12 protein-coding genes are annotated in these 16,062 nt (G+C 42.4%); 9 read left to right on the top strand and 3 right to left on the bottom strand.

Going from position 1 to position 16,062, the window contains the following annotated elements:
• Nucleotides 1-9 precede the first annotated feature (9 nt).
• A complete protein-coding gene (locus V7K27_RS34225) occupies nucleotides 10-1,806 on the top strand; it encodes a WD40 repeat domain-containing protein (protein ID WP_334953218.1) in 1,797 nt (598 codons plus the stop codon).
• A 565-nt stretch (nucleotides 1,807-2,371) separates the two neighbouring features.
• Nucleotides 2,372-4,276: a molecular chaperone DnaK gene (gene dnaK, locus V7K27_RS34230; RefSeq protein ID WP_334953220.1), complete on the top strand. Its 1,905-nt coding sequence runs from the start codon at nucleotides 2,372-2,374 to the stop codon at nucleotides 4,274-4,276.
• A gap of 371 nt (nucleotides 4,277-4,647) precedes the next feature.
• On the opposite strand, the gene V7K27_RS34235 is transcribed toward dnaK, so the two are convergent.
• Complete coding sequence (locus V7K27_RS34235) at nucleotides 4,648-6,528, bottom strand: ABC transporter ATP-binding protein (RefSeq protein ID WP_334953222.1); 1,881 nt, start codon at nucleotides 6,526-6,528, stop codon at nucleotides 4,648-4,650.
• A 671-nt stretch (nucleotides 6,529-7,199) separates the two neighbouring features.
• Between V7K27_RS34235 and V7K27_RS34240 the strand changes: the two genes are divergently transcribed.
• The 5 genes from V7K27_RS34240 (at nucleotide 7,200) to V7K27_RS34260 (ending at nucleotide 12,194) form a co-directional block, all read left to right on the top strand.
• Entirely contained in the window at nucleotides 7,200-8,222 is a 1,023-nt protein-coding gene (locus tag V7K27_RS34240) for a tetratricopeptide repeat protein (RefSeq protein ID WP_334953224.1), read from the top strand.
• 201 nt (nucleotides 8,223-8,423) lie between these two features.
• Complete coding sequence (locus V7K27_RS34245; protein ID WP_334953226.1) at nucleotides 8,424-8,642, top strand: hypothetical protein; 219 nt, start codon at nucleotides 8,424-8,426, stop codon at nucleotides 8,640-8,642.
• A gap of 109 nt (nucleotides 8,643-8,751) precedes the next feature.
• Nucleotides 8,752-9,921, top strand: coding sequence for a pyridoxal phosphate-dependent aminotransferase (locus tag V7K27_RS34250; protein ID WP_334953228.1), 1,170 nt, complete (start codon nucleotides 8,752-8,754; stop codon nucleotides 9,919-9,921).
• Between the two features lie 602 nt (nucleotides 9,922-10,523).
• On the top strand, nucleotides 10,524-10,961 hold the full coding sequence (locus tag V7K27_RS34255; protein ID WP_334953230.1) for a secondary thiamine-phosphate synthase enzyme YjbQ: 438 nt from the start codon (nucleotides 10,524-10,526) through the stop codon (nucleotides 10,959-10,961).
• Nucleotides 10,962-11,144: 183 nt separating this feature from the next.
• Nucleotides 11,145-12,194, top strand: a complete 1,050-nt coding sequence (locus tag V7K27_RS34260; protein ID WP_334953233.1) for an aromatic ring-hydroxylating dioxygenase subunit alpha — start codon at nucleotides 11,145-11,147, stop codon at nucleotides 12,192-12,194.
• Nucleotide 12,195: 1 nt separating this feature from the next.
• Here the strand turns inward: V7K27_RS34260 and V7K27_RS34265 are convergent, their stop codons facing one another.
• Both V7K27_RS34265 and V7K27_RS34270 read right to left on the bottom strand, forming a co-directional pair.
• Nucleotides 12,196-12,873, bottom strand: coding sequence for an SDR family oxidoreductase (locus tag V7K27_RS34265; RefSeq protein WP_334953235.1), 678 nt, complete (start codon nucleotides 12,871-12,873; stop codon nucleotides 12,196-12,198).
• A gap of 64 nt (nucleotides 12,874-12,937) precedes the next feature.
• Nucleotides 12,938-13,090: a hypothetical protein gene (locus V7K27_RS34270; RefSeq protein ID WP_334953237.1), complete on the bottom strand. Its 153-nt coding sequence runs from the start codon at nucleotides 13,088-13,090 to the stop codon at nucleotides 12,938-12,940.
• A 136-nt stretch (nucleotides 13,091-13,226) separates the two neighbouring features.
• On the opposite strand from V7K27_RS34270, the gene V7K27_RS34275 reads away from it, so the two are divergent.
• The gene (locus V7K27_RS34275; protein ID WP_334953239.1) at nucleotides 13,227-13,607 is read left to right on the top strand and encodes a hypothetical protein; all 381 of its coding nucleotides are present in this window, start codon (nucleotides 13,227-13,229) and stop codon (nucleotides 13,605-13,607) included.
• Nucleotides 13,608-14,017: 410 nt separating this feature from the next.
• Nucleotides 14,018-15,814 (top strand): WD40 repeat domain-containing protein, encoded by a 1,797-nt coding sequence (locus tag V7K27_RS34280; protein ID WP_334953241.1) that lies wholly within the window; start codon nucleotides 14,018-14,020, stop codon nucleotides 15,812-15,814.
• Nucleotides 15,815-16,062: the final 248 nt, after the last annotated feature.

Here is a 16,062-nt window from a genome sequence, read left to right on the forward strand (position 1 = left end):
AAAATTTCTATGGGCGCTTCTTACGGTTCTATTCACATTCGCTCAACCGACACTGAAGAAATTGTAGAGATTGTAAAAAGGCTTGCGGCACAGGATAAACAAAAGTTTTTAATTTCTCCATGTATTAACGGTTGGATTAGTGTCTATCCTTCACAAGATTCTACAATTACTGCTGCGATCGCCCAGCAATTTCCTGGACATTTGCTCTATCTCATTCTTTATCATGATGATTTTTTCTATTACGCCTATTACAGAGAGCATCAATTGATTGATGAATATAGTTCATATCCAGACTATTTTGGGACTATATCCAGAGAATATAAAGCACAATTGCGTGGAAAGCCGGAAGTATTTGCAGATTTACTAGCTGAACTACCAAACAATCAAACAACTATTGAAGAGATTGCTGAAGTTTTGACAGTTCCCTCTCAAGAAGAACGCGAGGAACTCTATCAAAGAAGCCTAGAAATATTGGAAAGTTTAGAGGCAGATGGAAACCATTTTGATATGAGCGAATTGCCTCATGATCAAGTTTTTCAAGCAGCAAAACAATTTTCTGATTTTGCTCAACTTTTCAACATCAGTAATGCTTCAACTCGCTATGAATATCTTCAGCATAACGAGGATGAAGATATTGAACGATGGTCAGAATTTGTTCACATTCCAGATCCCTCAATTGAATTAGCACAGAAGCAGAGAGAAAAATCCAGGATAGATCAAGCTCTAACTGAATTAAATATAGCAGGGATCTTATTAGTTACAGTGTCCAGTCCTACTCCTAGTCGGCATTTTCCGCACGTACCAATTTCTGTCCCTGACCACACAGGTGGGTTTTTCATCGGTTGGCGTGGACATGACAATCAACCTCTTGAAATCAAACACTACATTCCACCTTGGAATGATCAACCAGCAAATCTTGATCTACCGCTAGAACAAAATGCTTATGTGATGCAAGTTAGCCCATCTGGAAAATTTTTGGCAGTAGGTCATACTAGCGGATCTTGGCAAGCAACTTTATATGACTTGGAGCAAAAACAATTGCTGAAAACAATTCCTCATGTTCGAGCTACTAGCAGTGTTCAATTCACTCCAAACGAGGAAATTCTAGTCAGCCGATCAGAGGACGAAATTATCCTCACTTCTATTAAAAATTCACAGCAGATTGCAGTAATTAAACTTGGGCATGGGTCTAAAATTGCAATTCATCCAGATGGTCGTTACTTACTGGCTGATGATGAGGGTAAATCAAAATTAGCTATTATCGATTTGAACACTCAAAAAGTAGTCAAAGTCTTATCAACCGCAGCATTCGACAGGACAGCATGGATGGCTAGTGTCGAACGAGGTGAAGGAGTAAATGCCTTTTCCCCTAACGAAATGATTTTCAAAATGGACTTTAGCCCAGATGGACGGTGGTTACTCTGTGCAATGTATAAAGGAGTGCGAGTGTTTGAGTGGAATGAGGTTTTTTCGTCAGAGAGCAAATTACCACTCCCCATCGTCGCTTCTTCTAGTGAGGTTATCAGTGTTGGCGATCGCGGTAGTCGAATGGCAACAACTTATGATATTGCTTTTGACTGGCAGCGTAATATTTTACTTTCTTGTGGACTAGAGGGTAAGGTCAAGTCTCTTGACTTAGCGACTGGAGAATGTAAAGTTTTATTGGAGCTACCTGGAAGACCAGCGATTATCCAATTAGACCTATCTCGTGATTTGGCTACGTTCTGTACACATTCAATACGCGATATGTTTGAGCGTAAGCAAGAGCCTTTTGTCCAAATATGGAATTATTTAGGACTTGCCTAATGCTTTGCGAGTTGGCTTTTACACTCAGTCCCCTAGCGTGATATTGAGTTAAGTGCGATCGCTCCACCATGTTTCTCTATCACAATTTCAGGAGCGATGTCTGATGAGTCTTTCAAAATACAGTGTCTTTAAAGAATTACGGAAGCGATGCCTGGGTTGGGCTACACCTACGCGCCTTTTGAAGTTGTATTCTCAGTGTTTCTATAGTTTGTTGCCTCTAAAGACGGCAAACACCACTCTAACGTTACGGTTCACCCTAATTGCTGAAAGTATTAATTCTTATACATTAGACAGAGTGAAGGCAATCAATCCATGAACCAACTAAAAACACAATTTAGTTAATTTAACCGTCCCAAGCAAGGTTCGGGAAACCACCCTTCATGGACTGGCTACCACTAAGCTTCAGTATATATATCAGCATAATCTGGAGTTTTAACCCCAGGAAAGCCAAACCAAAGGTATTCATGCTGAACTGGCTGATTTATTGACCCTGAAAGTTGGTTCAAAATTTAGTCCTTTATATTCTCATTCATTCATTTGTAGTTATACGGAGCCAGCACCTAAAATGGCAAAAGTAGTTGGAATTGACTTAGGAACAACGAACTCCTGCGTGGCAGTGATGGAAGGTGGTAAACCCACAGTAATTGCTAATGCTGAAGGTTTTCGGACAACGCCCTCAGTAGTAGCATTTGCCAAAAATGGCGATACCTTGGTTGGTCAAATCGCCAAACGCCAAGCGGTGATGAACCCCGAAAATACGTTTTACTCAGTCAAACGCTTTATCGGACGCCGCTACGATGAAGTGAGTAATGAAGCTACGGAAGTTTCTTACAAAGTCCTCAGCAGCAACGGCAATGTCAAATTAGATTGTCCGATAGCTGGTAAACCGTTTGCTCCTGAAGAAATTTCGGCAAAAGTTCTTCGCAAACTAGTTGAAGATGCCAGCAAATACCTGGGCGAAACTGTAACCCAAGCTGTAATTACCGTTCCGGCATATTTCAACGACTCCCAACGCCAAGCGACAAAAGACGCTGGTAAAATTGCCGGGATTGAAGTTCTACGGATTATCAACGAGCCGACTGCTGCTTCTCTGGCTTATGGGTTTGACAAGAAGAGTAACGAAACCATTCTCGTGTTTGACCTTGGTGGTGGTACCTTCGACGTATCCGTGCTGGAAGTCGGAGATGGAGTTTTTGAAGTACTAGCCACATCTGGTGATACTCACCTCGGCGGTGACGACTTCGATAAAAAAATAGTTGACTTCTTAGCTGAGAAGTTCAAGAAAGCCGAAGGTATTGACCTGCGGAAAGACAAACAAGCTTTACAACGTCTGACTGAAGCCGCAGAAAAAGCCAAAATTGAGCTTTCTAGCGTCACCCAAGCAGAAATCAACCTACCATTTATCACCGCTACCCAGGATGGGCCTAAGCACCTGGATACAACCCTGACTCGCGCCCAGTTTGAAGAACTTTGCTCTGACTTAATCGACCGTTGTCGTGTTCCTGTGGAAAACGCTCTCCGGGATGCCAAGCTAACCAAAGGTGATATTGATGAAGTGGTGTTAGTTGGTGGTTCTACCCGGATTCCCGCAGTCCACCAGATTGTCAAGCAGGTATTGGGTAAAGACCCTAACCAAAGCGTCAACCCTGATGAAGTTGTAGCAGTTGGTGCAGCTATTCAAGCTGGGGTACTGGCTGGTGATGTAACTGGCATCTTGCTGTTAGATGTGACACCACTATCTTTGGGTGTAGAAACATTGGGCGGCGTAATGACCAAAATTATCCCCCGCAACACGACAATTCCCACCAAAAAATCCGAAGTTTTCTCCACGGCTGTGGATGGTCAAACCAATGTAGAAATTCACGTCCTCCAAGGTGAACGCGAATTCTCTAACGATAATAAGAGCTTGGGAACCTTCCGCCTCGATGGTATTCCTCCTGCACCACGCGGCGTCCCTCAAATTGAAGTGGTGTTCGATATTGATGCCAATGGTATCCTTAATGTCACCGCTAAGGATAAAGGCACTGGTAAAGAACAGTCTATCAGCATCACTGGCGCTTCCACGCTGGATAAAAATGATGTTGACCGGATGGTGAGAGAAGCTGAACAAAACGCTTCATCTGACAAAGAACGGCGTGAGAAGATTGAACGCAAGAACCAAGCCGACTCTTTGGCATACCAAGCTGAAAAGCAGCTACAAGAATTGGGTGATAAAGTTCCGGCTGCTGACAAGACAAAAGTCGAAGGTTTGGTAAAAGAAGTGCGGGAAGCAGTTGCTAAAGAAGACGATGAGCAAATCAAGAAGCTCACCCCAGAATTGCAACAAGCCCTATTCGCCGTTGGTAGTAACATCTATCAACAAGCTGGTGGCGGTGCTGCACCAGATGCTGAACCTCAAGATGGTGGTTCCACATCTAGTTCTGGTAGCGGCGATGATGTAATTGACGCTGATTTTACAGAGAGCAAATAATTCCCTTACTTCTTTTGGGAAGATTATTTTGTCCCACCTCATATTACCCATCCAAGCATTCGCCTGGGTGGGATTTTTTTTAGGAGTTTGGAGTTATCCCATGTCGGCTTACGACTTCTAGTCATAAGTTAGGCGTTCCATATTTCACGCGATCGCGTCGCCACAATCAAATATATCATAGCCACCATTACCAGATGTTGCTCAATCTGCTCCAACAAGTCAGGTAAAACATCTTTTTAAGTGATTATCATTATCTAGATGGGAATGTTTTATTTTTTGTCAGTCCCTCAAAGCAGAAAGAGTCAGAATTCAGTATGAATTGGAGTCCAACTTTCTTGATCGCTCTTTTCCACCTGGGATTATAAAATATCCTAACTTCCTAACATCTGCAAGTTATGTAAAGTAGCATAAAGCCCTCCCTGTTGCAGCAGTTGATCGTGACTTCCCTGTTCGATTAATTCGCCACGCTTCAGCACAAAAATCCGGTCTACATTCCGAATTGTAGACAGGCGGTGAGCGATAATAATGGCGGTACGTCTGAGCAAAAGCTGGTTTAATGCCTCTTGAACTAAAGCTTCTGTGCCAACATCTAAACTCGCGGTAGCTTCATCTAGTACCAAAATTTGGGGATTACGAATGGCAGCCCGCGCAAAGGCTAAAAGTTGCTTTTGACCACTAGAAATATTTGTACCCCGTTCTCGAAGTTGAGTATTATAACCTTGCGGTAGTTCTTCGATAAACTGGGCAATATTGGTTTGCTCTGCTGCTTGTTGAATCTGTTCAATGGTATACCCATCTCCTAATGAAATGTTGCTTTTAACATCGCCAGCAAACAAAAAGCCTTCTTGGAGAATTACTGCCATGTAGCGCCGCAGTTCTGCCTGTGGTACCTCCCGAATATCGACACCATCAATGAGAATGCGTCCTTGGGTGGGTTCGTAGAGGCGGCACAAAAGCCGGATAATTGAAGTTTTACCCGCACCTGTGGGGCCGACTAATGCGACTTTTTCACCAGGATGAATGGTGAAATCTAAATCTTTAATTACGTAATCATCGTTTTTGTAAGCAAACCAGACGTGATCAAAGCGAATTTCTCCCAGATCTGACGGGGAAGTCACATCTAGGGATTCTAGATTTGCAACTATCTCGTCTATATAGCCGAATTTAGCATCAAATATTGAGAAGCGGACATTGGCGCGATCGCGGATTTCTATCGGTTCATCTAATATATCGCCGACGCGTTCAATGGCAGTGAAACCAGCTTGAATTACCGTAAATTTTTCCGCAAAAGCCCTTAAAGGGTCAAATAATCGCTGGGCATACAAAATAAATGTAGATAAAGTCCCAAATGTCAAGTTTTTTTCCAACAGCAACAAACCACCCATGCACAAAACAGCTGCGATCGCAATCAGTCCAATCCATTCTAAGGTTGCTGAAACAAATGAATCATAAAAGATGGTTTTATCCATTTGGTGAGTGTAGCGGTTGTTCGTAGCACGAAATAATTCGGCATTAAATCTTTCCCTGCGGAACAACTGCACGACGTTAATACCAACCACATTTTCTTGTAGCTGTGAATTCAGGATAGAAAGTTCTTCTCGCCCTTTGTAATTGGCTTTGCGGTACTGTTTCTGAATGTAAACAATTACCCAGGTAACTGGTAACAGCATCAATAGCAGCAAGCAAGCGAGTTGCCACTGGATGGAAAACATTAAACCTAAAGTCACCAGCATCAAAAACAAATCTGATACAATGCCAATTGCCCCAGTAGAAAAGACATCGCCTAACACTTCCACATCGCTGGTGATTCTGGTAATTAATTTACCTACGGGCGTGCGGTCAAAAAAGCGTACTGCTAGAGATGTCACATGCTCGAATAAGTCTTGGCGAATTGCTGCGGTGATTTGTTGCCCTAGCTTTTGCACTACATAACCTTGCAAACCTGTCAAGATCAATCCGATGGCGATCGCAATTACCAATAATCCCTCTAGGATATTTAGCCCTTCTGACAAGGGGCGATTCCTGAGAAATTCGTAAGCGCTTGGTTCATTACGAATCAGGGAGATCACTTGGCCAATCAACAACGGTTGTACGGCATTAGCTAGCGCGATCGGTACGAGTAAGCACAACGAGAGCGTTAACAGTCGTCGGCTACGACGGGCATAAGGCACTAAACGCAAAAACAACCGCCAGTCATTTTCAGGGCGATGTTCTTGCCTATAAGATTTTTTGAGAAATTGGTAGATGCTCATAGTAAGAGCATTATATTAATGTTTGTAAAAAAATACGCTTGTTTAAAGTAGCATTTGCCTTGCTACTCTGATACCATGCCTGAGATAGACACCGCAAGACTGCTACTAAGATCCTATACTCCTGAAGACCTGGATGAACTTGCTTCCATTTTGAGCAACTCAGCAGTTATGAACTATTCTTCTAGTGATTTCGCTCGTTTATTTGACACTCCCCCGCCTTTAGGCGTGGGGAGTGTCAAACCAATGTATAGCCATGCGTGTCAACTTAACGTTAAAAGGGCGGTTAGAAACCGCGTCTATACGAGGCTTTACCCACCTCCGTGGGTTAAGAACCCTTGATTTTGTATTAGTCCACCTCCGTGGACTAAGTTTTGTGTAGCCGCGTACTCCTACGGAGAAGCAAGCTACGCGTCAGCGTGCCGGAGGCTCTATTCCATTGGCCAAGGCTTAAGTTGACACCAATGATGTATAGCTCACTCCTACTAAGAAATCTGTATTAATCGCTTCATAGATGTTCCTGTAAGTATGAGAAAATATCATACTTCTCTCTTTAAGTCTTATATCTAAAGGTAGAAGATAAAAGTTAACTCAATTTTGAGAAACCTAACCTAAGAAGGGTTCATTCTTAAAAGATGTCCTGCCTATTTATTGCAGAATGTAACTGAGGTCAGATGACGCAACCTTTAAATCAACTCAAAGAGTGGGAACAACGTCGTGACGAAGCAAACCGCTACTACCGGAAGGGGAAATTTCAAGAATCTCTCGATCTGGCAACCAAGAATTTAGACTTGGCTAGAGCAATTCCAGACCGAGCCAGGGAGGGTTATACATTAAATGACCTCGGTTTAGCTCACCTCAGTTGCTGGCAAACTCAAAGAGCATTAGAGCGCTTTCATCAGGCGCTTTCGGTTGCTGTTGAAATTGGCAACGCGCCAGCACAAGCAACTGCACTTAGCAATCTAGGCTCTACCTACAGCCGTCTTGGACGGTTTTCGCAAGCGTTGGAATATTTTGACAAAGCACTACCAATCTTTAGGCGATCGCAAGATACTCAAAGTGAAGTTTCTACTCTTAATGATGTAGCGCTAATTTATACCCGCTTAGGAGAACCGAAACGCGCACTGTTGCTACAACACCAAATTTTGAGGATGCGGCGATTGTTAGGTGACTTTTCTGGTGAGGCAATAACGTTAAATGGCATTGGGTTTGCTTACAATGTCTTAGGCAAGTTTGAGCAAGCTCTAGAATTTTTTCAAGCAGCACTTCCAATTCAACGAGCTGTGAAGAATTTGGTTGGTGAAGCAACCACTTTGAATAATATTGCCTCAATCTATAGTGATTTAGGAAAACCGAAACAAGCGCTATTGCTCTACTCTCAAGTTCTTTTGACACGTCGAGCAATGAGCGATCGCGCAGGTGTTGCAACAACCCTTCACAACATTGGTTTTACCTATAGCAGTCTAGCAGAGAATCGGCAGGCAATGAAGTTCTACAAACAAGCCATTGCGATTTATCGACAACTAGACGATTGTCTCGGAGAAATTTCAACTTTGCTGAATATGGGAAACCTTTACGCCACAACAAAACGCAAAAAATTGGCGCGATCGTGCTATCAAAATGCCCAAGAGTTAGCAGAACAAATCGAACATCAGCCACTCCTAGAAAAAGTACAGCAGTTTAGAGATTCTCTGTAGTTAGATGCAGTAGGGGCAGAGTATTGCTCATTGGTGTAAAGCTCGCCGGACAGAGTATCTGCCCGGCAGACTTTACGTCAACTTAGAACCAGGGCGAATAGAATTCATTGTATTTTCTGTTACCATCAGCCAGATATTGCTCAACAGGTTACGATCAATTAAGAACTAATAATTTTTTACGGCACCGCCAGGAGTCTCTTAATGTTCATTGATGAATTGTCACCTCTATTCAGAGAATTTATCCAGCATCCAGTCTCATTTGTGGGTGGGTTATTCTCTGGTGTGCTTCGGCTCAATCTTGCAGACGATCCAGTTAAAAGCTGGCTGGATAAACAGATCCGCTCAAATAGTTACACCAGCAGCACAAAAGACGCACATAATGGCAAAGCCATTGGGCCTCAACAGATTTCGATCGACTAAATTTTGGGGCGATCGCAAATCCGGTTAATCATTTTGGTAAAGTACCTACACTGTACCGTTCGCGGTAGCATTCCGCAGGAAAGGTCAGTGTAGGCTTACAAAAGGAAATATGGAATCTCTAACCTCTCGGATGCAGGGGGTACAGTCGCCAATTATTCCTGTGGTTGGGGAACTGATTAAAAACTCTCCTGGAACAATCTCTCTAGGGCAAGGTGTTGTTTATTACAATCCGCCACCGTCAGCCAGAGAATTTTTAGCCAAATTCTTCGCCGAACCCGCTAATAATTTATACAAATCAGTTGAAGGAATTCCCCCGTTGCTGACAGCACTTGCAGAAAAGCTGCAAGCCTTCAACGGCATTGAAATCAATGGGGAAAACTGTATTGTTGTGACGGCGGGAAGCAATATGGGATTTATGAATGCCATTCTTGCTATTACTAGTCCCGGCGATGAAATTATTCTGAATACGCCCTACTATTTCAACCACGAAATGGCGATCGCAATGGCTGGTTGTCGTCCAGTGTTAGTAGCGACTGATGAAAATTACCAACTGCGAAAAGAAGCGATCGCTCAAGCAATTACACCCAAAACACGGGCGGTGGTGACAATTTCACCAAATAATCCGACTGGAGTTGTCTATTCAGAAGCAGCATTATACCAAGTAAATCAAATTTGTGGCGATCGCGGCATTTACCACATCAGCGATGAAGCGTATGAATACTTTACCTATAACGGGGTAAAACACGTTTCCCCTGGTGCATTTGGGAGTAATAGCAAGTACACTATTTCTCTCTTTAGCCTTTCCAAAGCATACGGTTTTGCCAGTTGGCGCATTGGCTATATAGTGATTCCCAAACACTTATTTGTCGCCGTCAAAAAAGTCCAGGATACGATTTTGATTTGTCCGCCAGTCATTTCCCAATATGCAGCTTTAGGGGCATTGCAAGCAAAAGAGGAGTATTTGAAGAGTAATATAGGTGCGTTAACCCAAGTGCGGCAAGTAGTACTCGATTCCCTTGACCCTCTACAAGGTTTATGTAGCATTACACCCGCCAATGGCGCTTTCTATTTTTTCCTCAAAGTTAATACCGAGATGGATGCTTTTGAGTTAGTTAAAAGATTAATCCAGGAACATAAAGTAGCAGTCATTCCAGGTACAACCTTTGGGATGGATGATGGATGCTATCTACGCGTTGCCTATGGTGCGCTGCAAAAAGAGACGGCAAAAGAAGGTATAGAGAGATTAGTGCAAGGTTTGGAAACTATAGTTAGGAGTTAAGAGTCATTCAATTTTAGATTTTTCCTTAAATTTACAGCAGATTTCAAGGAAAGTGAAGTACACAACAATTCCTCTCAAAGCGAGGTATAAACCCTGTTTTACTTCTGAATTCTGGATTCTGAATTCTCCTATATGAGGGCGTTATACCATTTCTTTGTGAGGCTGCGCCAAACCCTTTTAACTTCTTTCTTTCTTTCTTTCTTTCTTTCTTTCTTTCTTTCTTTCTTTCTTTCTTTCTTTCTTTCTTTCTTTCTTTCTTTGTGTCCTTTGCGACGGCAGTCGCTACAACGGGGGGAACCCCCGCAACGCGCTGCCTCTCCTTTGCGGTTCGTTTCTCTTTCTTGTACTTAAATATGGTTTAGCGCATCTTAATACAGTAACCCAACATCCTTATATATGTTGGGTTGCGCTCCGCTCCACCCAACCTACGTCTACTACGTCTACGTTTAATGCACTATTTTAGCCTAGTAACCCAACATCCTGATAATCAGTTGGGTTGCGCTCCGCTCCACCCAACCTACGTTTAATGCACTATTAAAGCCTAGAGGGTCCACTACGTGCATTTCACTAATCTTATACTAGTCCTATATAAAATTGAACAGATGCCAATTATTAATAAGCTAATTGAAATTGAAACCGAACCAAAAATTAATATTCATGATATCACTCCACAAATCCAAGATTTTCTAGCTTCAACATCAATTAAAAATGGACAAGTTTTAGTATTTTCTCGACACACAACAACAGCTATAGCTATTAACGAAAATGAAGTCAGATTGTTAGAAGATATAAAAGTGTTCTTGCAAAAATTAGCACCTGAATCAGGCTGTTATTTGCATAATGACTTGCATTTAAGAGATGTCCCGGAAAATGAACCGATTAATGCTCACTCTCACTTAATGGCAATGATGCTGACCACTAGTGAGATAATTCCCATTGTGGATGGTAAATTAGCTTTGGGAACCTGGCAATCTGTGTTGTTTTTTGAGTTGGATGGCCCGCGCAAAAGAACGGTATTTATCCAGATTTCTGGCGAATAATCCAACTTTAAACCTGCAATACTTCCAGAGCAACCTAAATCTGAGAGAATTACAAACACGACCAAAAAGTGTATCAGTTGAATTTACTTACAGCAATTAAAAACCTGAAAGAATGTTTTCAAGAATAACCTTCCTTTTTACAAACCAGGACTTTCGTTGTGTCAAAGGCAGACGCAATTAGTGATGAAAAATAACGATAACTTTCTATTACGTAATACTTGGTACTATGCTCTGCCTAGTAATCAGATCAAGCCAAGTATGATGATCAGCCGCATTTTCTTGGGAGAACCGGTGCTGTTAATTCGTGACCAGGATGGCAAAGTGTCTGCGATGACAGACATTTGTCCTCATCGTGGTGTCCCCTTGAGTTGTGGTAAATTCGATGGACAGGAAGTGGAATGCTGTTACCACGGTTGGCGTTTTAACTCGGCTGGGCGCTGTACAGCGATCCCCTCTCTTGTGGAAGAACAGCAGATGGATTTGAGTCGCTTCGACGTAAAATCATACACAATTCGGGAAGCCCAAGGGAATATCTGGATATATATGGCTGATGCCGATAACCCTCAACCTGCTTCTGAGATGGAGATTCCGGTAATTCCAGGATTTGATGAGCCGCCCCAGTTCGTAGAGGTGACGAGATTCCCCTGTTTTATAGATCATGCAGTAGTAGGTCTGATGGACCCTGCCCATTCACCCTATGTTCATCAAGCTTGGTGGTGGCGAAATGAGCAACTGCACGAGGAAGTGAAGCAATTCGACGCTTCACCCTACGGCTTCACGATGCGACGACACCGATTGCCAGCGAATGGGGGTCGATTATACTGGCTGATTGGCGGTGGTGTGCCGGAAACGGAGATTTCTTTTCGTTTACCTGGAGTCAGAATAGAAGAAACCACCATTGGCAACCATCGAGTCGTTAATTTAACAGCAGTTACACCCATTTCAGACACAGAAACTGAAGTAACTTTTGTTCTTTACTGGACACTTCCTTGGGTAAGATTTTTCAAGCCACTGCTACATGTGCTGGCGCGGACTTTCATTGGTCAAGACCGGACGGTTGTGGAAAAGCAGCAGATTGGACTTAAATATAATCCTGTGCTGCGACTGATTAAGGACTCAGATATGCAGGCGCAGTGGTACTACCAGTTAAAGCGGGAGTATGCTCGATCTGTCGCTGAAGGACGAGAATTTGTGAACCCTGTGAAGGGTCAGATACTCCGCTGGCGTGCTTAAATTACTCCAAACTAAATTCTGCAAATTCAATGCGCCCGAATAACATATTTCGGTCTACGGCTGACAAGATTTTATTATTGGCGAGTTGGCTATTTAAACAGCGACCAACTAACTGCGCGACATCTGCACGATTGATGCTACCAATAATCTGCGGATCTTCAGTCAAAACGCCATTACCCGTTGCTGGTTCTGACTTGAGTCCACCTGGGCGGATGATTGTATAGGTGAGTCCACTGGCAATTAAGTGTTGTTCAGCTTTGTCTTTCTCAGCTAAAACTTTTCCCAGTACTTCTAAAACTTGGGGTGACGCAGCAACAACACTATTGCCAGCACCGATGGAAGATACAAGAATAAACTTTTGTACTCCAGCTTTAACTGCTGCATCGATTAGATTTCTATTACCGGGGTAATCTGCTCTTTCTACATCTGTTGGTAAACCCCCAATTGTACTGATAACGGTGTGAATAGGTTCATCTGTCAGCATTGCGCGTTCTAGATCCTCAACATTCAAGGCATCTCCCAGAACTACCTTAATACCGATTCTTTCTAGTTCAGTAGCAACTGCTGCTGTTCTCAGCAGTGCTTTGACCTTTAGTTGTTGCGCTCTCAGATATTGAGCAATTTCTCGACCAACACCGCGACTTGCTCCAGCCAGAAAAATATAAGATGCACTTGTCATAATCAGCAACCCTTATTTACGCTCAAAGGATTTTATCAGAGGATTGGCAGTATTTAATAATTGCTCAAGCAACTGGAGTTGCAAAAAAATTGCTTTGTTGGGTGGAGGCTAAAGCGTAACCCAACATCCTGATAATCAGTTGGGTTGCGCTCCGCTCCACCCAACCTACGTCTACGTCTAATGCACTATTAAAGCCTAGAGTGTCCACTACGTGCATTTCACTAATCTTATACTAGTCCTATATAATTACAAAAACATTAGGATGGCAATTATACCTAATCCAATTGTAGGAAGTATTTTAGTAAATAATTGTGCCAATCTAGCAAATAACTTTTCAATGGATGGATTTACTTATGGCTAAAAAATCTCAAACAAATCTAGAACAATACCAAGATGTCAGATTATCTGCCACCACAAGAATTTGGGTAATTACAGTAGCCATTCTCGGAGTTTGTGTCCCGCTTTCAGTCGTTACGAGAAGCGGTGCTATTCTTCCTTTAGTTGCAATTGGTGGCGCAGCTGTTGGTACTGTTGCTATTTGGCGTTCTGATGAGCGGAAATCAAAAACTAACTATTTGCAACAGCAGCAAATAGAGCTGTTAGAGCAAAGATTAGCAAATTTAGAAACAATTGTTAGCAGTGATGACTTGAACTTGCAAATGAAAATTAAACAGATGGAGGCCAGAGATACTTTTGGCGACCCCTCTGATGTAAGTACTAAACCCAGACATTAAAATAATTCGTAATTCGTAATTCGTAATTCCTATACCGCAAGGGTTCATTTATTTGGAATGGGTGGTTTACTTCCGCCGTGCTGTACTAGGTTATTTTTGTGTAGGTACTTATTGACTTAACGTTAATGCAACATTTGAAATCGCTCTAAGATTAAACTTTCCTTTGTAGCTAGAACTGTTTCTAGGGAAACAGTATCTCGTTCTCCATGTCCGTTAGAATTGACTGACATGATTTAATTCTCTATACTTCAGCTGCATCAGTTAATGAAATGTCTAAGTGCTATCCATCTATATCTTTGCCGCAAATATATGCCAATGGCTGTGTTTTATTAGACTGCTAACATTACGGAATTTTTAATTAACTAAGGTTATAAACTTGAGTAATTGCATTGGTATAGCTTACCGTAGGTATGCAACAGTTTGCCGCAGGAATGCAGATGGATTGGATTAGCTTACTCAAAGCTCAACAAACTGATTTCCTTCAACGTGTGAAAAAACCTAAAACTCATGACTTATCTTTGCTGGAAAGTCAAGTCAAAGGTTGTCACACTGAAATTATGGGATTTTGGGGCGAGCCTTTGGCTAGACTCCAAGAACTTTCTCGCCAACAAGCAGAAGTTCTCGCCAAAAATCCGCCGCCTACCCCACCTGAATATCCTGAGCCTCCCGACTGGACGATACCTTTTCCTAAATACTTCCAACAGCAAGCAGAAGATTATCTTTTGCGGGAGCAAATCGTTGACCGGGTGATAACTGAACGCTTGGGGAAGTTGGTAAAAAAGGTGCCACAAGATACCCTGCAAAATATGATTTTAGATGATGAGGGAAATTTGGGTGGCGAAAGTAAATTTGCTTATGTACTTAAAGATTATCCTCAGATAAGTGTTCAAGTTTATGTTGCTGATGGAGAAAGTTTTAATGGTATTAAGAAAGACAAAATTAGGTGGTCGGTTACTCAAGAAGATTTAAAAAATCACCAAGTATTAATTTTTCTGTGTTTGTTTTATCCATCTACAGGTAAGTTAGGATACGAAAAACAGAGCATAATTACAGGCTTTTTACCTGCAAATCAAATTGAACTTACTGAACCAAAAGTGTACATTACTCCAAGCAAATTGTTGTATGCAGGGGGGGTAAGTTGGTATTTAGAATCACTTATTGGTAAAAAAGAGGCGTTGCCATTAATTAATAATAATGAGATAGCGATCGCAGATACAATACAAACTCTACCATCAGAGCATTGCCTTAAGAATATAGTCGGTGACTGGGAATGCTGGCAGACTTTGAAAGGACACAACAGAGGCATTAATTGCCTAGCTTTCAGTTCTGGGTGTAAGAATGGCAAAGCCTTACCTATATTGGCTAGTGGTAGTCGTGGAGAGACGAAACTCTGGGATTTAAGCAAGGGTGAATTAATAGATACATTATCAGAGTATCCTTGGGTGATATCTGGGCTGGTGGATGAAGTGAATTCTCTAGCTTTTAGTTCAGATGGACAGACTTTAGTGAGTTGCGGTGCCGATTCCACAATCAAGCTTTGGCACGTAGGCGCTTTAGACTTAATAGATATTTTACACAAACATAATGGGGTAGTGCGGTGCGCTGCCTTTACCCCAGATGGCAGAATGTTAGCGACTGGGGGAGATGACAGAAAAATTCTGTTTTGGGATTTGATGCAACGTCAGGTTGCGATCGCACTCCCTTTAGATGATACAGCTGCTCATTCCCTAGTTTTGAGTCGAGATGGGGAAACTCTGGTGACAGGTAGCTACCGCAAAATCAAAGTTTGGCGCACCTCACTTTTGACGGGGGTCAAAAGTTTAAAGGACACACAACCACTACATACCCTCATGGGTCATTCTCACATCGTCCGTTCCTTAGCAATCAGTGCAGATGGTAAAGTGCTGGTGAGTGGTAGCTGGGATCAAACGATTAAAATTTGGCAATTGGAGACTGGGGAATTACTTCATACTCTGAAAGGACATAGAGATAGAGTATATGCGATCGCTTTAAGTCCCGATGGTCAAATTATCGCTAGCGGTAGTGCTGATAAAACTATCAAATTGTGGCATCTACAAACCGGGGAATTGCTAGGTACCTTTACAGGTCATACTCATATAGTCACAGCATTAGCCTTTACAGCTTCCGGCGAGATGTTGGTTAGCGGGAGTTTGGATAAGACTATTAAAATTTGGCAACGCAGTTAATGTTAGTTCGTAATTCGTAATTAATTAGACTTCTTGCATAAATCAAAAAAAGAACCCCACCCCGCCAAAGCTGCGCTTTAGCTCCCCTCCCCGCCTGCGGGGAGGGGTTGGGGGTGGGGTTCTTTTATTATGGGTATGCTACCGGACATGATATGAACTCCGTTAACGAGTCTTTGAACTGGATGAATCCACCTCTGAACTCCGTTAACGAGTCTTTGAACTGGATGAATCCACCTCTGAACTCCGTT

Source organism: Nostoc sp. (assembly GCF_036919575.1).
GTDB lineage: Bacteria > Cyanobacteriota > Cyanobacteriia > Cyanobacteriales > Nostocaceae > Nostoc.